At 69.9% G+C, this 19,986-nt stretch carries 13 protein-coding genes; 10 read left to right on the forward strand and 3 right to left on the reverse strand.

The window, feature by feature from the left end:
* Positions 1-10: 10 nt before the first annotated feature.
* Together ITJ43_RS08540 and ITJ43_RS08545 are read right to left on the reverse strand one after the other, a co-directional pair.
* Complete coding sequence (locus ITJ43_RS08540; RefSeq protein ID WP_194583416.1) at positions 11-2,473, reverse strand: glycoside hydrolase family 2 TIM barrel-domain containing protein; 2,463 nt, start codon at positions 2,471-2,473, stop codon at positions 11-13.
* Entirely contained in the window at positions 2,470-3,141 is a 672-nt protein-coding gene (locus ITJ43_RS08545; RefSeq protein WP_194583417.1) for a TetR/AcrR family transcriptional regulator, read from the reverse strand. Before ITJ43_RS08545 ends, ITJ43_RS08540 begins: the two co-directional genes overlap by 4 nt.
* A gap of 188 nt (positions 3,142-3,329) precedes the next feature.
* Here ITJ43_RS08545 and ITJ43_RS08550 point away from each other — a divergent pair, with 188 nt between their 5' ends.
* The 10 genes from ITJ43_RS08550 to ITJ43_RS08595 all read left to right on the forward strand — a co-directional run bounded on the left by ITJ43_RS08550 (position 3,330) and on the right by ITJ43_RS08595 (position 18,893).
* Positions 3,330-4,862: an ABC transporter substrate-binding protein gene (locus ITJ43_RS08550; RefSeq protein ID WP_194583418.1), complete on the forward strand. Its 1,533-nt coding sequence runs from the start codon at positions 3,330-3,332 to the stop codon at positions 4,860-4,862.
* Between the two features lie 64 nt (positions 4,863-4,926).
* Entirely contained in the window at positions 4,927-5,868 is a 942-nt protein-coding gene (locus tag ITJ43_RS08555) for an ABC transporter permease (protein ID WP_194583419.1), read from the forward strand.
* Entirely contained in the window at positions 5,865-7,733 is a 1,869-nt protein-coding gene (locus tag ITJ43_RS08560; RefSeq protein ID WP_194583420.1) for a dipeptide/oligopeptide/nickel ABC transporter permease/ATP-binding protein, read from the forward strand. Before ITJ43_RS08555 ends, ITJ43_RS08560 begins: the two co-directional genes overlap by 4 nt.
* Positions 7,730-8,581, forward strand: coding sequence for an ATP-binding cassette domain-containing protein (locus ITJ43_RS08565; protein ID WP_194583421.1), 852 nt, complete (start codon positions 7,730-7,732; stop codon positions 8,579-8,581). Before ITJ43_RS08560 ends, ITJ43_RS08565 begins: the two co-directional genes overlap by 4 nt.
* A 43-nt stretch (positions 8,582-8,624) precedes the next feature.
* Positions 8,625-11,039 (forward strand): glycoside hydrolase family 3 protein, encoded by a 2,415-nt coding sequence (locus ITJ43_RS08570; RefSeq protein WP_194583422.1) that lies wholly within the window; start codon positions 8,625-8,627, stop codon positions 11,037-11,039.
* Positions 11,036-12,175 (forward strand): serine hydrolase domain-containing protein, encoded by a 1,140-nt coding sequence (locus tag ITJ43_RS08575; protein ID WP_194583423.1) that lies wholly within the window; start codon positions 11,036-11,038, stop codon positions 12,173-12,175. Before ITJ43_RS08570 ends, ITJ43_RS08575 begins: the two co-directional genes overlap by 4 nt.
* Positions 12,172-14,997, forward strand: coding sequence for an alpha-L-rhamnosidase (locus ITJ43_RS08580; protein ID WP_194583424.1), 2,826 nt, complete (start codon positions 12,172-12,174; stop codon positions 14,995-14,997). The genes ITJ43_RS08575 and ITJ43_RS08580 overlap by 4 nt, the downstream gene beginning before the upstream one ends.
* Positions 14,969-16,759, forward strand: coding sequence for a DUF5605 domain-containing protein (locus ITJ43_RS08585; RefSeq protein WP_194583425.1), 1,791 nt, complete (start codon positions 14,969-14,971; stop codon positions 16,757-16,759). The genes ITJ43_RS08580 and ITJ43_RS08585 overlap by 29 nt, the downstream gene beginning before the upstream one ends.
* Entirely contained in the window at positions 16,756-18,141 is a 1,386-nt protein-coding gene (locus ITJ43_RS08590; protein ID WP_194583426.1) for a glycoside hydrolase family 30 protein, read from the forward strand. Before ITJ43_RS08585 ends, ITJ43_RS08590 begins: the two co-directional genes overlap by 4 nt.
* Positions 18,138-18,893, forward strand: a complete 756-nt coding sequence (locus ITJ43_RS08595; protein WP_194583427.1) for an SDR family NAD(P)-dependent oxidoreductase — start codon at positions 18,138-18,140, stop codon at positions 18,891-18,893. Before ITJ43_RS08590 ends, ITJ43_RS08595 begins: the two co-directional genes overlap by 4 nt.
* Here the strand turns inward: ITJ43_RS08595 and ITJ43_RS08600 are convergent.
* Positions 18,804-19,910, reverse strand: a complete 1,107-nt coding sequence (locus ITJ43_RS08600) for a LacI family DNA-binding transcriptional regulator (RefSeq protein ID WP_194583428.1) — start codon at positions 19,908-19,910, stop codon at positions 18,804-18,806. The genes ITJ43_RS08595 and ITJ43_RS08600 overlap by 90 nt on opposite strands.
* Between the last annotated feature and the right edge of the window lie 76 nt (positions 19,911-19,986).

Here is a 19,986-nt window from a genome sequence, read left to right on the forward strand (position 1 = left end):
TGGGCGTATGTCAGCGAGCAGTGGCCGCTCCTGCGACGACCCGCGCCACGGCGGGCACGTACCCGGACGCGGCAACGGTGACGGTGATCTCCCCGCTGCCCGTGGCACGCACCACCGCGAGCGCACGTCCGTCGTGAGTCAGGCGCGACGGTCCGGCGAACGACTCCGTCGTGCGCGCGCGGCTCGACCCCAGCGCGGCGAGTTCGCCGGCGCCGGTCACGGAGACGGCCACCTCGAGGTCGCGATCTACGCCCACAACGCCGTCTCGATCGGCCAGCTCGATCACCACGTGCGCGAGACCGCCGTCCGCATCGACCCGAGACTCCTCCGCCCGCGCGATGAGAGCCAGCTCACCCGCCGTCGCCAGCGCGGTGCGCGCGACCTCGACTCCCGCACGCCGCGCAATCGCGACCAGCCGGCCGGGCCGGAAGGCGGTCTCGAAACGCGCGATCAGGGGGCGAGGATCACCGACAGGACGGATGCCGAGCAGATGATCGCCGTCCGCATCGACCACCCGCAGCTCGACCTCCTCAGCATCCGCGTAGACGTCCACGGTCACAGGCGCACCCACGTCTGCCGCCCAACTCCACGACGAGACCGCGTCGTCCCACGACCACGGCGTCTTCTCCACCGGGCGGCCGTGATGCTCCGGCCGGTGCACGGCGATCGCCGGCTCCGTGCGCAACCCGAATGCGATCTCCCGATAGAAGGATGCCGGTGTCCGCCGCCCCGTCAGATCGATGTCACCGCACTGTGCCAACAGATACGGGAACGGCCCCGCTGTCCCCGTCGACCGATACCCCTCGACATCGGTGTACTCCACCCGCCCGATGCCGGCCTCACCGACGTAGTCCCATCCGGTCCAGGTGAAGTCACCGATGACGTGCGGCAGCCGCCGCACCTGCTGCCACAAATCCGCGATGCGGTCGGGGAACGTCTCCGACCCGACGATGATCCGGCCGGGGAACAGCTCGGCATCCAGGTCGTACCGCGCATCGCCGTAGTTGAATCCGACGACATCGAGCACCGCCGCCGACTCCTCCGTCGAACGGGTGATGAGCTCCGACGCGTTGGCCGCGGCCATCTGCGCACCCAGCCCGGCCATCATCGTGTTCGGGTCGGTCGCCGCGATATCGCCGAGAATCTCGGGAAGCCGCTCCATGTTGGCGATGACGCCGTTGATGCCATTGGTGACGAACCGGGTCGGATCGAGCCTGCGGAACTCCTCCGCGATGCGACGACTCCACGTCGCTCCGTGCGGCGTCGCGAGTTCGAGGATCTCGTTGCCGATCGAGTACAGGATCACACTCGGACGGTTGCGATCCTTCGCGACGAGCGCGGCCACCGCGGCGGGCCAGCGCGTATCGAAGCCGATCGACGCGTCGAATCCGGTTTTGGCGCGCGTCCAGACGTCGCTGAGCTCGTCCATGACGAGCATGCCGTGACGATCGCAGGCGTCCAGCAGCGCGCGGGATGCCGGGTTGTGCGCGCTGCGGACGGCGTTGAATCCGGCATCCTTCAGCAGACGCACCCGCCGGTCTTCGGCGTCGGGGTGCGTAATCGCCCCGAGCGCGCCGTTGTCGTGGTGAACGCACGCACCCCGCAGATCGACGCCGACCCCGTTGATACGAAGACCGTGTCGCGGGTCGAGCTGCAGGCGACGGATGCCGAAGCGCACGCTGTCCTCATCGACGACAGGATCCGCCCCGCCGCCGTCCCCCTCGTCGGCGAGACTCACGCGCACGTCGTGAAGGGCCGGATCGTGCGGGCCCCACAACGCTGGCCGGTCAACGACCAGACGGGCGCGCGCCACGGCATCCGCGCCCGGAAGCACCGTCACGGGTGCGTGGGTCTCAGCGACGACATCCCCGTCGGGACCGGCGATGACCCACCGCAGTCGGAGCGTGCGCGTGTGCCGGGTGAGGTTCTCGACCCGGGTCGCGATCTCGACCACCGCACGTTCATCGTCGATGTCGGGGGTGGTGACCGTCGTGCCGTCCAGCGCGAGGTGCACCGGGTGCGCCACGATGAGGTGCACGGGTCGGTAGATCCCCGCGCCCGTGTACCAGCGGCTGTCGCGGTGGGCGCGCGCCTCGACCGAGATCGTGTTCGTCTCGCCGAACCGCAGGAACGGATCGGCGACGACGGTGAAGGCGGCATAGCCGTCTGCCTGATGCGCCGCGAAGTCGCCGTTGATCGTCACGACGGCGTCGCGATAGACGCCCTCGAACTCGATCATCACGCTCCGGTGGGCCCAGTCGACGGGCACCTCGAAGGAACGCGTGTACACGAAAACACCGCCCGGGATGTAGCCGGAGTGGACCCCGCCGTCGTTGTCGGCAGAACGCGGCAGGTCTCTCAGCGCATCGTGCGGTAGCCGCACCGCAACCGGCGGCGCCACGCCCTCACGGCTCTCGAATGCAGCCAGCTGAGGACCGACGCTCCAGCCGTCGTGGAACGCAACACGGATCACGGCGCCGGGTTCTGTTCGGCAGCCCGGGCGTCGAGCAGCTGCTCCAGCGCATCGAGGTCGTACCCCCGTACGAGGCCCCGGAAGAACTCGGCGAGCGCATCGGCCATATCGGTGGAGGTGGGATCGAGCAGCCACTGCACCTGCAGGCCGTCCATGAGCGCCGTCGTCGTGACGGCGGCGCGGTAGGGGTCCAGCCCACCGATCAGGCGCCCTTCGGCGGCGATCTTGCGGAACGCGGCCGTGATGCTGGTGCGCACGTAGTCGTAGCGTCGCAGGAAGTACCCGTGCGCGGGGTGGGAGGGCGAGGTCGCCTCCGCCGACAGCGTGCAGAACAACTCGATCACGCCCGGGATCGACGTGTTGTAGCGAGCGAGCTTCACCAACGCTCGCAGCGTCTCCACACCGTCGGCGTCATCGAAGTCCACGATCTGGCGCGACTGCTCGTCGCGGTGGTCGAGCACCGCGAGCAACAGAGTGCTCTTGTTCTTGAAGTGATGCAGCAGACCCGCTTCACTCATGTCGACGCGCTGCGCGATCTCACGAAGTGACCCCGCACGGTAGCCCCCCTGCGCGAACACCTCCAGCGCCGCATCGAGGATCGCGCCGCGCGTGACCTCGCTCTTGGCGTATTCGCCGCGCTGCGCGCGTCGTGGTGTCGTCTCGGCCATCGTGACCATCGTGCCTTATCCCGTCCCCGCGAATCGGTGCCGTCGACCCCAGTGTGCACGGTTCGATAACAAAAACCTAGCGACCACTAGATATTTATCTCTAAAACCTAGTGCTCCTTCGGATTTGCTGCTAGCGTCCCCCGACAGGGCGATCCGCAGGGGTATCGCCACCCGAGAAGGGACCAAGGATGTTCCGTTGGAAGGCCACAGCAGCCCTCGCGGTCGTCGCAGCACTCGCACTCACCGGCTGCGCCGGTGGAGCGGAGTCCGGCGGCAGCGGGTCGGGCGGAGCGCGGGCAGACCGCCTCACGCTGATCTCGATCGCCGCCCCCACGAGCTACGACATCGGCGCCGGCGCCGAATGGGGAAATCGCAGCGAGTACTTCGAGGCGGTGTTCGACACCCTCCTCCGCCAGGACTCCAAGGGCGAACTCCAGCCCAATCTCGCCACCGAATGGTCGTACAACGACGACAAGACGGTGCTCACCCTGAAACTCCGTGACGACGCGAAGTTCAGCGACGGCACCGCGGTCGACGCGAAGGCCGTCGTCGCCAGCCTCGAGCGCTTCCGCGACGGCACGTCGCCGCAGGCGGGGACGATGAAGGGCAACCAGTACGCCGCCACCGACGACCACACGATCACGATCACTCTGACCGCGCCGAACCCGGCGCTGCTCAACTCGCTGTCGCTCGCGCAGGGCCTCGTCGCTGCACCGTCGTCGTTCTCCGACGCGGATGTCGCCACGCGCCCCGTCGGCTCCGGCCCGTACATCCTGGACACCTCGGCATCCGTCACCGGCACCACCTACGTCTACAAGGCGAACCCGGACTACTGGAACAAGGATGCCGTCAAGTACGACAACCTCACCGTCAACGTGATCGACGACAACACGGCCATCCTCAACGCGATCAAGGCGGGCGAGGCGAACGGCGCGAAAGTGGCCGACAACACGACCATCAGCGAGGTCGAGGGCTCCGGCTGGACGATCGAATCGAACGAGCTCGACTTCCAGGGACTTCTCCTGCTCGACCGCGCGGGCACGATGGACCCGGCGCTCGGCAACGTCAAGGTCCGCCAGGCGATCAACATGGCCTTCGACCGGGAGGCGCTGCTGAAGTCGCTGCAGAGCGGCTACGGCACCGTCACCGAGCAGGTCTTCCCGAAGTCATCGGTCGCCTACGACGCCGCCCTCGACACGACGTACGCGTACGACCCGGCCGGCGCCAAGAAGCTCCTCGCCGACGCCGGCTATCCGAGCGGACTGACGATCAGCATGCCGTCGGTGCCCGCATTCCAGACCTCGTTCGACCTGATCAAGCAGCAGCTCCAGGACATCGGTGTCACCGTGCAGTACACCGAGAGCGGCACGAACAACTTCATCTCGGACATGCTCGCGCCGAAGTACCCGGCGACCTGGATGGCACTGCAGCAGGACCCCGACTGGCAGCTGATCAACTTCATGGTCGGTCCGAACGCCACGTTCAACCCGTTCAAGGCTCAGGACCCGAAGGTCGACGCATTCATCAAGACGATCCAGTTCGGCAGCACCGACGAGGCCAACCAGGCCCTGAAGGACCTGAACAAGTACCTGGTCGATCAGGCCTGGTTCGCGCCGTTCTTCCGTGTGCAGGGCTCGTTCGCCACCGACGCCAACACGACGGTCGACTTCTGGCCGACCAACGCCTACCCGTCGATCTTCAGCTTCTCGCCGAAGAACTGACCCGCTGCGCTGCCCGCCTGCGCAACGGCGCAGGCGGGCAGCGCCGCTCGAACCGGAGAGAGCCATGCTCACCTTCATCCTCAGGCGGATCGCCTCGGGCGTCGTCCTCGTCGCCGTCATCTCCTTCCTCGCCTACGTCCTGCTCTACGCGGCTGGCGGCGACATCGCCCGCCGCATCCTGGGCGAGACCGCGACCGCCGAGACGGTCGCCAAGAAGACCGAGGAACTGGGCCTCAACCGCCCGCTGCTCGTCCAGTACTGGGACTGGCTGACCTCTGCCCTCACCGGCAACCTCGGGCGCAGCTGGTTCAGCGGCGAGCTCGTGAGCGTCAGCGTCTCGGGCCGCGTGGGCGTCACGCTCTCGATCGTCATCGGTGCCACGCTCGTCTCGGCCATCCTGTCGATCGTGCTCGGGGTCCTCGCGGCCCGCCGCGGAGGCTGGATCGACGCCGTCGTCCAGTTCCTCTCCCTCATCGGCTTCGCCATCCCCGGCTTCCTCATCGCGCTCGGCCTGGTGCTCGTGTTCGCGATCGAGCTGCATTGGTTCAAGGCGACCGGCTTCGTCCCGCTGACGACGTCCTTCGGCGGCTGGCTCACCTCGGTGACCCTGCCGATCGTCGCCCTCTCCCTCGGCGCGATCGCGACCGTCGCCCAGCAGGTGCGCGGCTCGGTCATCGACGCCATGTCGCGCGACTACGTGCGCACACTCCGTTCGCGCGGACTGTCGACGAACTCCGTCGTGTACAAACACGTGCTGCGCAACGCCGGCGGTCCCGCCCTCGCCGTGCTCGCCGTGCAGTTCATCGGTCTGCTCGGTGGCGCCGTGATCGTCGAGCAGGTCTTCGCGATCCCCGGCATGGGCCAACTGACGGTCAAGGCAACGACGCAGGGCGACATCCCCGCAGTGATGGGACTGGTGATCGTGTTCGCGATCATCGTCGTCATCGTCAACCTCCTGATCGATCTCGCTCAGGCCGCTCTCAACCCGAAGGTGCGTCTGTCATGACCGCTGTCGACGTTCCCCCGACCGTTCCCATCGCCCCGGTGCGCGTCTCGCTGATGCGCCGCCTGGTGCGCCGCCCTCTCGGCCTCATCTCTCTGGCCTTCCTCGCGCTGGTGGTTCTCATCGCGATCATCGGACCGTTCATCGCCCCGCAGAATGCGAACTACGCCGACATCCGCGCGGTGCTGGCTCCCCCCGGCGCCGGCCATCTGCTCGGAACCGACAGCGCCGGCCGCGACGTGTTCTCACGCCTGCTGCTGTCGACGCAGACCAGCATCGCGGCGGCGCTGGTCGCCCTTCTCACCGCTGTGGTTCTCGGCGTCGTGTCCGGTCTCATCGCCGGGTACTACCAGGGCTGGTTCAACACCGTCGCGACATGGGTGACCGAACTCAATATGGCCCTGCCTGCGATGGTCGTGCTGCTCGCCGCGCGCGCCGCCCTCGGGCCGTCTGTCTGGCTGTCGATGTTCATCTTCGGCGTGCTCCTCTCCCCCGCCTACTTCCGCCTGGTCTTCGCGTCGGTCACCGCCGTGCGTGCCGAGCTCTACGTGGATGCCGCGCGCGTCTCTGGCCTGAGCGACACCCGCATCATCGGCCGACATGTGCTGTCGGTCGTGCGTGCGCCGATCATCATCCAGTCGGCGATCATCGCGGGCATCGCCATCGCGATCCAGTCCGGACTGGAGTTTCTGGGCCTCGGCGACTCGTCCGTACCGACGTGGGGCGCGATGCTCAACGACGGGTTCAAGAGCATCTTCAAGCAGCCCCTCCTCATGCTCTGGCCCTCGCTCGCCATCGCGCTGACGTGTATCGCCCTGACGCTGCTGGCCAACGTCATGCGCGACGAGCTGGAGCGCACCGTGACGGTCCGCCGCAAGCGCCGCCGCGCGGTGACCACAGCGACCGGGTCGATCGCGGCCGTGACCACCTCCATCCGCACCGGCGGCGGCGACCTCGTCGACCCCGACGAGCCGCCGATCATCGAGAACGTCGAGGTCATCGTCCATCCCGAAGACGCACGCAGCAAGGCGAGCGAAACGGTGCTGCACGTGCGTGACCTGCGCGTCGGCTACGACCAGCCCGACCGCTCGCACATCGAGGTGGTGCACGGCGTCTCACTCGACATCCGTCGCGGCGAGGTGCACGGACTCATCGGCGAATCCGGCTCCGGCAAGACGCAGACGGCGTTCGCCGTGCTCGGCCTGCTGCCCCGCGGCGGCACCGTCACCGGCGGCTCGATCCTCTATGAGGGCACCGAACTGGCCGACGCATCGGAGCGCGTCTACTCCGGCATCCGCGGCAAGCGCATCGGCTACATCCCCCAAGAGCCGATGAGCAACCTCGACCCCTCGTTCACGATCGGCAGCCAGCTGGTCGAGCCCCTGCGCAAGAACCTCGGGCTCTCCACAGCGGCGGCGCGGCGCCGGGCACTCGATCTGCTCGCGCGTGTCGGCATCCCGCAGCCCGAGCGCACCTTCGACGCGTATCCGTTCGAGGTATCCGGCGGTATGGCCCAGCGTGTGCTCATCGCCGGCGCTGTCTCCACCGATCCCGATCTCATCATCGCCGACGAGCCCACGACGGCTCTGGACGTCACCGTCCAGGCGGAGGTTCTCGACCTGCTGCGCGACCTGCAGGCGGAGCGCAATATGGCGATGCTGCTCGTCACGCACAACTTCGGGGTCGTCGCCGACCTCTGCGACCGCGTCACCGTCATGCAGAACGGTCGCTTCGTGGAGCAGGGTCCGGTGCGGGCGATCTTCACGAACGCGCAGCACCCCTACACGAAGACGTTGCTGGACGCGATCCTCGACGAGGGCCCGGCCCGCGGCCCCCTCACCCCTGTCACGAACGGAGCCGGAGCATGAGCGCGCCGCTGCTGGAGGTCACCGACCTCGTCGTCGAATATCCCGGCAAGGGCTTTCGTGCCGAGCCGTTCCGTGCACTGAAGGGCGTCTCGCTGGACATCAAGCCCGGCGAGACGGTGGGCCTGGTCGGCGAGTCGGGTTCGGGCAAGACCACGCTCGGGCGCGCCGCCTTGGGCCTCGCACCGGTCACCGAGGGTACGATCCGCTTCGACGGCAAGGACATCTCCCACCTCGGCCGCCGCGAGCGGCGAGCGCTCAGCTCGCAGATCCAGGTCGTGTTCCAAGACCCGTATTCGTCTCTGAATCCGTCGATGACGGTCGAGCAGATCCTCACCGAGCCGCTCACCGTCGCCGGCCTCGGTTCGGCCGAGGCCAAGGCGCGGGTGCGGGAACTGCTCGATCAGGTGGGTCTGCCGGCCGACGCCCGCAGCCGTCTGCCGCGCGAGTTCTCCGGTGGCCAGCGCCAGCGGGTCGCCATCGCCCGAGCGCTCGCGCTCAGCCCCCGCCTCATCGTCTGCGACGAACCGGTCTCGGCCCTCGACCTGTCGACCCAGGCGCGCGTGCTCGACCTGTTCATCGAGATCCAGCAGAACACGGGCGTCGCCTACCTCTTCGTCACGCACGACCTCGCGGTGGTGCGCCACGTCAGCCACCGCGTGGCCGTCATGTACCGCGGCGAGATCGTCGAGTCGGGCGATGGTGACCAGGTGACCTCGCGCCCGCAGCATCCCTACACCCAGCGCCTGTTCATGGCGGCTCCCGTGCCCGATCCCGACAGGCAGGAGGAGCGCCGCGCCGCGCGCCGAGCGGTGCTCGACGCGGAGCCCGCCTCCTCGCACGCCGCCTGATCATTCCCCCCTCGGGCCTGCGCCCACCCTCGAAAGGAACCCCATGACCTCGCCCGTCGACCACCTGCTGCCGCTGCTGGAGGCGCTCACCCTCGAGCAGAAGGCCGCCCTGGTGCAAGGCGCCGATTTCTGGACGACCGTGCCGCTTCCCGAGATCGGTCTCCGGGCGATGACCCTCTCCGACGGTCCCGCCGGCGTGCGCGGGCCGCGCTGGGACGAGCGGGAACCCTCGCTCAACCTTCCGTCTGGTTCTGCGCTGGCCGCGTCGTGGGACGTCGACCTCGCCTATCGCTACGGCGCGGCTGCTGCGACCGAGGCGCGGGCGAAGGATGTCGACGTCGTGCTCGGCCCGACCATCAACCTGCACCGCAGCCCGCTGGGCGGGCGCCACTTCGAGTGTTTCAGCGAAGACCCCGAGCTGTCGGCCGAGCTGGCCGCGGCCTACGTCGCGGGGATGCAGAACAACGGCGTCGCCGCGTGTCCGAAGCACTACGTGGCCAACGACTCGGAGACCGACCGCTTCACGGTCGACATCGACGTCGACGATCGGGCCCTTCGCGAGCTCTACCTGGCGCCGTTCGAACGCGCGGTCACCGAAGCGCACGCGTGGAGCGTGATGAGCGCGTACAACTCGGTCGACGGCGTCACGATGACCGAGAATGCGCTGCTGGAAACCCCGCTCAACAGCGAATGGGGCTTCGACGGCGTCGTGATCAGCGACTGGACGGCCGTGCGTTCGCTCGATTCCGTCGCGGCATCCCAAGACCTGGCCATGCCCGGCCCCGCACCGGCGTGGGCCGATCTGATCGACGCCGTGCGCGACGGACGTGTCGCGGAGGCCGACGTCGACCGCAAGGTGCTGCGCCTGCTGCTGCTCGCCGAGCGCGTCGGCGCGTTGGAGGGGTCGGACGCAGTTATCCCGCCTGCGCTGGACGGTCCGGCCTTCGCCCGCGAGGCGGCCGTTGCCGGCACGGTGCTGCTGAGCAACAACGGGACACTCCCCCTCGACAGCGCCGCGCTGCGGTCGGTCGCGGTGATCGGCCAGAACGCGCGCGACGCCCGGACGCAGGGCGGCGGCAGCGCCACCGTCGTGCCCGACCACGTCGTCTCGCCCCTCGATGGCCTACGCGCAGCACTTCCCGGTGTCACGGTGTCGTACGAGCTCGGCGCACTGGTGCAGGAGGGCGTCGCGGAGCTCCCGCTCGCTCAGCTGCAGAACCCGGTCACCGGGAAGCCCGGGCTTCGCGTCAGCTTCCGGGACGACGAGGGCGTCGAGCTCTTCGCGGAGGACCGCCGTTCTACCGCGCTCGTCTGGTTCGGCGGCGATGCCCCGATCGCGCAGAGCCGCACGGTCGTCTTCCACACCGTCTTCACGCCCGCCGAGACGGGCACCATCGAGCTCGGCTTCGCCGGCGCGAGCGCGGGTCGTCTGTACGTCGACGACGTGCTCGCGCTCGAGGACACCCCCGTCATCGAGGGCACCGACCTCGGCGCCGCGTTCCTCAACCCGCCGTCGTCGACGACGACTGTCGAGGTGACGGCGGGCGTGCCGCGCGACGTCCGCGTCGAGTTCGCCCAAGAGGCGGAGGGCGCCCTCGCCGGCGCCTTCAGCGCCACCGTCGGCATCGCCCCCGAGCGCACGCCCGACGCCGAGCTCATCGCCCGGGCGGCGCGCGCCGCGGCATCCGCCGACGTGGCCATCGTGGTCGTCGGCACCAACTCGAAGGTCGAGTCGGAGGGCTACGACCGCGAGAGCCTCGACCTCCCCGGTGCGCAGGACGATCTCGTCCGCGCCGTCGCCGCGACAGGCACCCCCACGATCGTCGTCGTCAACGCCGGCTCTCCCGTCACCCTGCCGTGGGCGAACGAGGTCGCCGCGATCGTGCAGGGCTACTTCGGCGGACAGGAGTTCGGCCACGCCCTCGCCGATGTGCTCACCGGTGGGCGCGAGCCCGGCGGACGTCTGCCCACCACATGGCCCGCGGCCCTCGCCGACGTCCCGGTCACCGACGTGACCCCGCGAGACGGGGTGCTGCGCTACGCCGAGGGCATCCACATCGGCTACCGTGCGTGGCTGAAGGATGCCGCGACGCCCGCCTTCGCCTTCGGCCACGGCCTCGGGTACACGACCTGGTCGTGGGACGGCGCCGAGCGTCACGGTGATGAGCTGACCGTAGCCGTGACCAATACCGGCCCGCGCGCGGGCAAGCACGTCGTGCAGGTCTACGCCGAGCGCGCCGCCTCGGCGATCGAGCGGCCCGAACGCTGGCTCGTCGGCTTCGCCGCCGTCCAGGTCGCCGCGGGCGAGACAGCCACCGTGACCGTCTCCGTTCCCGACCGTCGCCTCGCCCACTGGGACGGCGCGGGCTGGAGCGTCGAGCCCGGCGCCTACACGCTGCGGGTGGGCGCGTCGGTGATCGACCTCCCGCTCGAACTCGATTGGGCGGTGTCGGCATGAGCGCCGGCACGCTGGTCGACATCGAGGCGGGCCGCCTCCAGGGCGTCGTCGACGACCGGCTGACGGCCATCGTCGACCGCCTCGAGGGCTACCTGCGCGACGACGACGACCTGTCGTTCCAAGTCGCCGCGTTCCACCGCGGCACGCCCGTACTCGATGCGTGGGGCGGCCCGCACCTCGACGGCGACTCCATGCTCATCCCGTTCTCGGTCACCAAGAACACGATCGGGCTGTCGGTGGGCCTGCTCCTCGAGCGGGGCCTGATCGATCTCGACGAGCGGGTGGCCCACTACTGGCCGGAGTTCGCCGCGAAGGGAAAGGATGCCGTCACCGTGCGGCAGCTGCTGTCGCATCAGGCGGGCCTCCCGCAGGCGACGACGCCCCTCACGTGGGACGAGCTGTGGGATCACCACGCCGCCGCCGCGCGGCTGGCCGACACCCGTCCTTACTGGTATCCCGGCAGCGCGTTCGGCTATCACGCGACGACGATCGGCAGCCTCGGCGACGAGCTCGTGTACCGCGTGACAGGGCGGAGCCTGCACGAGTTCTACGAGGAGGAGATCCGCGCACCGCACCAGATCGACTTCTATCTCGGACTGCCCGCCGAGCAGGAGCACCGCTTCACGCCGCTGCGGCCGATGGTGCGCCCGGTATCGGCGACGGCTTCCCCCTCGTTCTCGGCGCTCGGGCCGGTGGTGTTCGGCTCGCTCAGCCGCGACATGGACCACACGAACTCACCCCGCAACTACCGCTACGGCCACGCCGCGACGGCGGGGACGGGAACTGCGCGGGGTCTCGCCCGCCTGTTCGCCGCCGCGGTGACGGGTGTCGACGGACGCGCTCCCTTCCTCTCGGCAGACACGGTCGAGCAGATCGGTCAGCAGCAGATCCGCGGCTACGACGAGGTACTGCACCAGCAGGACCGCGCCCACGCGATCGTCTTTCAGAAGCCGTCGCAGCAACTCGCCTTCGGCGGTCCGCGCGCGTTCGGCCACGACGGCGCCGCGGGCGCACTGGCGTGCGTCGACCCCGACACGGGCCTGACCTTCGCGTGGACGATCGTGCGCGGCCCGTGGCCGGGCGGTGCCGACCCGCGCGCGGTGGCTCTGGCACGCGAACTGGGCGCCCTGCTGTGAGCACCAGCGCGGTGATCGAAAGCGTCCGTGCGGAGCTGCGCGACGACAGCCCGCTTGTCGCCACACCGCTCCCCCGGCTGAGCTGGGTGATCGGCGGTGACGTGGCCGGCTGGCAGCAGGCCTCGGCAGAAGTCTCGGACGGCACGACCGAGATCTCCCTCGACGGTGGCGAGAGCGTGCTGGTCGCCTGGCCGTTCGCGCCCCTTGCTGCCGGGGAGAGCCGGCGGGTGCGGGTGCGCGCGCACAGCACCGACGGGCGCGTCACCCCGTGGAGCGCGCCGCTCGTGGTGGAGGCGGGCTTCCTCGCCGACGGAGAGTGGGTCGCGGCTCCGGTGGGGCTCGCCCACCCGCAGCGCGAGGCTCAGCCCGCCCTGGTGCGCACCCGTTTCGTGCTCGAACGCGAGGTCACGCGCGCCGTCCTGTTCTGGACCGCGCTCGGGGTCGCCGAGCCCACCGTCAACGGCACCGCCGTGAGCGAAGACGTCCTCTCCCCCGGGTGGACGGCCTACCGCGATCGGCTCGTCCACGAGAGCGTCGACGTCACCGCACTCCTCCGGCCCGGCGAGAACGAGCTGGGCGCGCAGCTCGCCGGCGCCTGGTACACCGAGAAGTACGGCTTCTTCACGTTCACCGACCGCATCTACGGCGATCAGCCGTCGTGGCTGGCGCAGCTGCGCGTGACATACGCCGACGGCACGACCGACACCGTCGCCGCGTCAGGGCCCGGGTGGGAGGCCACCGGCGACGGCCCGGTCGTCGACAGCGGCATCTACGCGGGCGAGCATCAAGACCTCCGCCGCGAGCTGGCCGACGCCGAGTGGACACCGGCCCGCGTGGGCGCGGTGGCGCGTCCGGGCTACGAGAACGTGCCCGCACCCGAAGCGCGCATCGCCCCGCCGGTGCGGCGCATCCAGACGCTTCCCGTCGTCCACACGCTGACCACACCGTCGGGAGGCACCATCCTCGACTTCGGTCAGAACCTCGTGGGTCGAGTGCGGATCCGCGTCCGCGGTGCCGCGGGCACGCGCATCGTCGTGCGTCACGCGGAGGTGCTCGATCATGGCGAGCTCGCCCTGCGGCCGCTGCGCAACGCCAAGGCAACGGCCACGTTCGACCTGTCGGGCGGCGACGACGTGCTCGAATCGCGCTTCAGCTTCTACGGGTTCCGTTACGCCCAGATCACCGGCGCGGAGATCGCGTCCGCCGACGTCGAAGCGGTCGTGCTGCACACCGACCTCACCCGAACGGGCTGGTTCTCGGCATCCGATCCGCTCATCGAGAAGCTGCACGAGAACGTGCGGTGGGGAATGCGCGGCAACTTCCTGTCGATTCCCACCGACTGCCCGCAGCGCGACGAACGCCTGGGATGGACGGGCGACATCCAGGTGTTCACCCCGACGGCCTCCTTCCTCTATGACTGCGCCGGGTTCCTGACGTCGTGGCTGCGCGACCTCTCGCACGAGCAGGCGCGGGCGGGCGGGGTCGTCCCGATGGTCGTCCCCTCCGCGCTGCCCTCGTTCGCCAGCGGCGGTCCGGCGGCCGCCTGGGGCGACGCGGCGACGGTCGTTCCGAGCGTGCTCTGGGAACGCTTCGGCGACCGCGACGCTCTCGCCGCCCAGTACGCGAGCATGCGCGACTGGGTCGAGGCGGTGCGGCGCGACGCCGGCGACTCGGGCCTCTGGGCCGGACGGATGCAGCTGGGCGACTGGCTCGATCCCGCGGCTCCCGCCGACAAGCCCGGCAAAGCGAAGGTGGATGCCGACATCGTCGCGACCGCCTACCTCGCCCGCTCGTTGCAGCTCGTGGCCGACGCCGCACGGCTTCTCGGTCACCTCGACGATGCAGACCGGTATGCGCGGCTGGCCGCCCGTTCACGCGCCGCCTTCGCCGCCGAGTATGTGACTCCGGCCGGACGCATGATGAGCGACGCTCCCACGGCATACGCGCTCGCGCTGCAGTTCGACCTGGTCGAGGACGGCGCGCTGCGGGCTGCGCTCGGTCGGCGATTGGCCGCCCTGGTGCGCGAGGGCGGCTACCGCATCGGCACGGGCTTCGTCGGCACGCCGCTCGTCGCCGACGCTCTCACCGCCACCGGACATGTGGATGCCGCGGAGCGACTGCTCACGCAGACCGAATGTCCGTCGTGGCTGTATCCGATCACCCAGGGCGCGACGACCGTGTGGGAACGGTGGGACTCGCTGCTGCCCGACGGCTCGGTCAACCCGGGCGAGATGACCTCGTTCAACCACTACGCCCTGGGCGCCGTGGCCGACTGGCTGCATCGCACGGTCGCGGGGCTCGCCCCCGCCGCGCCAGGGTACCGGCGTCTGCGCATCGCTCCCCGTCCGCTCGCGACTCTCGATCACGCCGCAGCCCGTCACCGCACCCCGTACGGCGAGGCGACCGTCGCGTGGCGCCGCGACGGCGACACCATCGTCGTCACCGCCACCGTGCCCGCGAACACGACAGCCGACGTCGATCTGCCGGGCCTGACGACAACCGTCGGTCCGGGGGCGCACGAGTGGCGCGTCGCCGCGGAATCCGCTGCGGTACGACCGGCACTTCCCGGACTCGAGGCCGACCTCGCCGACATCATCGACGATCCGCGCGCCTATCGCGCGCTGCTCGACACGCTGACCGCCGTCGCCCCCGAGCGTGTCGACGCGGTTCGGGGCGAGACGACGTGGGCGGCCGGGCGCCCCCTCGCCACCGCGTTGATGTTCACACCACCGCCCGTGCTCGCCGCCGTCGACGACGCGATCCGCGCGGCCACGACACCCCCTGAGGAGCACCGTGTTCGACCGGGCCAGCACATTCGGTGAGACCCTCGACAGCCCTGACGGGCGGAGCGTTCTCGAAAAGCACCTGCCCGGCATCGCGGCGTCGCCGATGGCACAGCAGTTCCGCGACGCGCGACTGGGACAGCTGGTGGCGCTCGTTCCCGAGCTGGAAGATCCGGCCGCGCGCGAGGCTCTGTGGGCAGCGCTGGCCGAGGTCGGCGACGGCACGACCCGGCCGCCCTACGCGCCCGAGATCGCACCGAACCCCGGCTACGAGGCCGACGACGTCGTGCGGGGATCGGCCGTGGTGGCACCGCCGACGCCCACCCGGCGGTGGGACCCGCTCGAGGTGCGCGTGTCGGGCCCGTCGCACGGCAACCCCTTCGTCGACGTCGAGCTCGATGCCCTCTTCACCCGTCCTGACGGTACGACCGTGCGGGTCGGCGGGTTCTACGACGGCGACGGCCGCTACGTGGTGCGCGCGCTCGCGGATGCCGCCGGCACCTGGCGCTTCGAGACGCGTTCCACCGCACGCTCCCTCGACGGCGTCTCGGGCACCGTCGAGGTCGCCCCTGCTCCCGTCGACGCGCACGGCCCGGTGCGCGTCGACGGGTTCCACTTCCGGCACGCCGACGGCACGCGCCACCGCCCGGTGGGAACGACGGCCTACGTATGGACCCACCAGAGCGCGCAGCGCCAGGAGCAGACGCTGAACACCCTCGCCGACTCCCCGTTCGCGAAGCTGCGGATGTGCGTCTTCCCGAAGTCGTACCTCTACAACGCGAACGAGCCGGCCGATTTCCCCTTCGTGGGTTCGCTCGCCGACGGATTCGATCTGACGCGGTTCGATCCCGCGCACTTCCGCCGCCTCGAGGGCCGCATCGCCGATCTGGCGGCGCGCGGCATCCAGGCCGACCTCATCCTCTTCCACGCCTACGACCGCTGGGGCTTCTCCGACCTCGGGCCCGCCGTCGACGAGCGCTACCTCCGCTACGTCGTCCGGCGCCTCACGGGCTTCGCGAACGTCTGGTGGTCGCTGGCCAACGAGTACGACCTGATGTGGTCGAAAGACCTCGACGACTGGGAGCGCCTCGCGGCGGTCGTCGGCGAGGAGGATCCCTTCGGGCACCTCAACTCGATCCACAACTGCCGACCGTTCTACGACTACGACCGCCCGTGGATCACGCACGTCTCGATCCAGCGTGTCGATGTCTACCGCACGGCGGAGAACGCCGACCAGTGGCGGGGGCGCTGGGGGAAGCCCGTCGTCATCGACGAGTGCGCCTACGAGGGCGACATCGATCAGGGTTGGGGCAACATCACCGGCGAGGAGATGACCCGTCGGTTCTGGGAGGGCGCCGTCCGCGGCGGGTACGTCGGACACGGCGAGACGTACTACCCGCCGGCCCTCGACGCCGATGCCGTCACGGCATCCGCCGTGGACGATGACAGCGACGTGCTGTGGTGGTCGAAAGGCGGCGTGCTGCACGGGAGCTCGCCGGCGCGCATCGCCTTCCTCGAGGCTCTGCAGGCCGAGGCCCCCGAGGGCGTCTGGGATCCGCTGCCGGGCGACTGGGATGTGCCGTGGGGTGGGGTCGACGGTCGCGTGCGGGTGGGGTATTTCGGGTTCAACCGTCCGCGCTTTCGCAATGTGCTCCTCGGCGAAGGGCAGTGGCGCATCGAGGTGATCGACACCTGGAACATGACTGTCGACGAGCTGCCCGGAACCCACACCGGCCACGTGCGCGTCGAGCTTCCGGGCCGACAGTTCATGGCCGTGCGCCTCACGAAGGTGTCCGCATGAGCGTGCCCGTGTGGACCGTCACCACTCCGGACGCCGCCTGGCGGACCACCCCCGCACCGGCGCTGGCCGCACCGACGGCCATGCCCGATGTGATCGTCTCGATCGACGATCCGCAGCAGGAGATCGAGGGCTTCGGCGCGTGCTTCAACGAGCTGGGGTGGCAGGCGCTGGGCCTGCTCAGCGACGGTGAGCGGAGCGGCATCCTGCGCGAACTGTTCGCACCCGGAGTCGGCGCGTCGTTCGGCCTCTGCCGCATGCCGGTCGGCGCGAACGACTTCTCGCTCGACTGGTACTCGTACGACGAGACTCCGGGCGATCTGGCGCTCGAGCACTTCGACCTCTCACACGACGACGACACGCTGGTGCCGTTCATCCGCGCGGCGCGAACGCACCGTCCGGACCTACGCCTGTGGGCATCGCCCTGGAGCCCGCCGTCGTGGATGAAGCGCAACGGGCACTATGCGGGCGCGTTGCCCCAGCCGCTGTTCGGACACGTCGACAACGGCCTCCGGCCGGACCAGGTCGGCACCGAGGGCACCGACATGTTCCGCACCGACGAGGACCACCTAGCGGCCTACGCCGCCTACTTCGGAAAGTTCGTGGACGCCTATGCCGACCGCGGCATCCCGATCTCGATGGTCATGCCGCAGAACGAGTTCAACTCGCCGCAGGTGTTCCCCAGCTGCACCTGGACGCCGGCGGGGCTCGCGGCGTTCGTCCGCCACCTCGGTCCGCAGATGGCCGCCCGCGACGTGGAGGTCTTCGTCGGCACACTCGAACGCGCTGACGACCGACTCGTCGGCGACGTGCTGGCCGATGAGGAGGCGTCCGCCGTCGTCTCCGGCGTCGGCGTGCAATGGGCGGGCAAGGGCGCCGTCGCGGCGCTGCACCGACTGCATCCCGAGCTGCGCATCTACCAGAGCGAGCAGGAGTGCGGCGATGGGCGCAACGACTGGCGGCAGGCGCGCTACGCCTGGCGGCTGATGAAGCACTTCCTCAGCAACGGCGCGAACGCGTATCAGTACTGGAACATCGCCCTCCAGGAGGGCGGACGCAGTCGTTGGGGCTGGACGCAGAACTCGCTCGTCGTGGTCGACCCCGTCACGCGCACCTTCCGCTACACGCCCGACTACCTGGTACTCAAGCACGTCAGCGCGTTCGTGGCACCCGGCGCGCGGGTGCTGCCGACCTGGTGCGTCGCCGGCCACGACAACCAGCTCGTGTTCCGCAATCCCGACGGCTCGATCGTGGTCGTGCTGCACAACGAGCTCGCGGAGCCCCTGCCGATCAGCGTGCTGGTCGGCGAGCGCGTACTGGCCCTGGAGCTGCCGGCGGCATCGTTCAGCACCGTCGTCATCCCCTCCGGAAAGGAACCCTCGTGACCCGACTGGTCGGCAAGACGGCCCTCATCACCGGCGCAGCCACCGGCATCGGCCGGGCCGTCGCCGAGCGCTTCGCGTCGGAGGGCGCCCGCGTCGTCATCGCCGACCGCGATGCTCACGCGGCGGATGCCGCTGCGGCGCAACTCGGCGCGATGGCACGCGCCGAGCACATGGACATCGCCGACGAAGCGGCGGTCGCCGCGGCGTTCGCCCGGCTGGAGGACGCCGGGTGGACGCCGGACGTGGTCGTCGCCAATGCGGGGGTGCAGCTGTTCGGGCAGGACGCGCCCATCGCCGACCTCGACCTCGAGGTGTGGCGGCGGACCATCGACGTCAACCTGACCGGCACATATCTCACGGTCAAGCACGCGGTGCGCGCGATGCTCGCGCACCTGGGCGGCTCGATCATCCTCACCGGAAGCCCCACCGGACTGACCGGGGAGGGTCGCGACTTCACCGCTTATAGCGCGTCGAAAGCGGGCATCCACGGATTGGCGCGCACGGTCGCGGCCTCGTACGCCGACCGCGGCATCCGGGTCAACACCGTCGTGCCCGGTTACACCGAGACGTCGCTGGTGTCCACCATCACGACCGACCCGCAGGCCCGCGCCGCGATCATCGACCGCATTCCGCTCGGCCGGGCCGGAACGCCCGGCGACGTCTCAGGCATCATGGTGTTCCTCGCTTCGGACGACGCGGCCTTCGCGACGGGCGCACTGTTCGCGGTCGACGGCGGCATGACGACCCTCTGATGGAGCCTGTGCGCGTGAGCGCGCGGTCGAGTCGCGGACGATGAGCTCGGGGCGAAACCGCACGGCGCGCGCGGCCGTCGGATCATCCAGGGTCTCGAGCAGCAACTCCACCGCGGTCGCCCCGATCGTACGGGAGGGCTGGCGGACGGAAGAGAGCGGCACCACCGCCGCGGTCGCGAAGTCGATGTCGTCGTAGCCGATGAGGGCGAGGTCGTCCGGCACGCGGATGCCGCCGAGGATCACCGCCCCCTGCAGCAGTCCCACCGCGAGCAGATCGTTCGCGCAGAACACCGCGTCGGGTCGTTCGTCCGCCGGCCGGGCGGCGAGCGCACGTCCGATGTCACGCCCGGTGAGCACCGTCATCGCCTCACCCTCGATCACCTCGAGGCTCGCGTCCGGAACTGCGTCGAGCGCGCGGCGAGCGCCCTCGAGGCGGTCGGCGGCCTGGCGCACCGACAGCGGGCCGGCGACGAACGCGACTCGGCGGCGGCCGAGAGACAGCAGGTGTGCGGCGGCGAGAAACCCGCCCTCGACGTCGTCGACGGCCACCGACGGCAGTCGCCCGTCGGCATCCTCGGCGTCGACGAGTACGAGGGGCGTGCCCACAGCGCGCAGGCGGTCGATCCGCGCGTCGTCCATCCCCGTAGGCGTCAGGAGCACCCCGTTGACACGCTGCTCGCGGAACAGGTCGAGGTAGGCGTCCTCGCGCTCCGCGAGGTGGTCGCTGTTGCCGAGCAACACGGACATCCCCTCGTGTGCGGCACGCTCCTCCGCCCCGCGCGCGACGTCGGCGAAGAACGGGTTGGCGGTATCGAGCACGATCAGGCCGATGGCCCGACTGCGCCCTGCGCGAAGTTGACGCGCGGCGTCGTTGCGGACGAATCCAAGCCGCGTGATCGCCGCCTGCACGCGTGCGACGGTATCCGGCGCGACACGGTCTGGGCGGTTCAGCACGTTCGAAACGGTGCCCACCGAGACGGATGCCGCAGAGGCGACATCCTTGATGCTCACCGACATGGGGGCTCCCTCGGATGGTGACGGACGTTGACGGACGTGCGGTTCGAGGATACGGTGTGAAACGATTCAATTTGAA

This window comes from Microbacterium sp. VKM Ac-2870, assembly GCF_015350795.1.
Lineage (GTDB): Bacteria > Actinomycetota > Actinomycetes > Actinomycetales > Microbacteriaceae > Microbacterium.

What these genes read in the sequence shown, in the direction of transcription:
- ITJ43_RS08545 (WP_194583417.1), bottom strand. Translation starts at nt 3,141, where the DNA reads ATGGCCGAGACGACACCACGACGCGCGCAGCGCGGCGAATACGCCAAG.
- ITJ43_RS08550 (WP_194583418.1), top strand. Translation starts at nt 3,330, where the DNA reads ATGTTCCGTTGGAAGGCCACAGCAGCCCTCGCGGTCGTCGCAGCACTC.
- ITJ43_RS08555 (WP_194583419.1), top strand. Translation starts at nt 4,927, where the DNA reads ATGCTCACCTTCATCCTCAGGCGGATCGCCTCGGGCGTCGTCCTCGTC.
- ITJ43_RS08560 (WP_194583420.1), top strand. Translation starts at nt 5,865, where the DNA reads ATGACCGCTGTCGACGTTCCCCCGACCGTTCCCATCGCCCCGGTGCGC.
- ITJ43_RS08565 (WP_194583421.1), top strand. Translation starts at nt 7,730, where the DNA reads ATGAGCGCGCCGCTGCTGGAGGTCACCGACCTCGTCGTCGAATATCCC.
- ITJ43_RS08570 (WP_194583422.1), top strand. Translation starts at nt 8,625, where the DNA reads ATGACCTCGCCCGTCGACCACCTGCTGCCGCTGCTGGAGGCGCTCACC.
- ITJ43_RS08575 (WP_194583423.1), top strand. Translation starts at nt 11,036, where the DNA reads ATGAGCGCCGGCACGCTGGTCGACATCGAGGCGGGCCGCCTCCAGGGC.
- ITJ43_RS08590 (WP_194583426.1), top strand. Translation starts at nt 16,756, where the DNA reads ATGAGCGTGCCCGTGTGGACCGTCACCACTCCGGACGCCGCCTGGCGG.
- ITJ43_RS08600 (WP_194583428.1), bottom strand. Translation starts at nt 19,910, where the DNA reads ATGTCGGTGAGCATCAAGGATGTCGCCTCTGCGGCATCCGTCTCGGTG.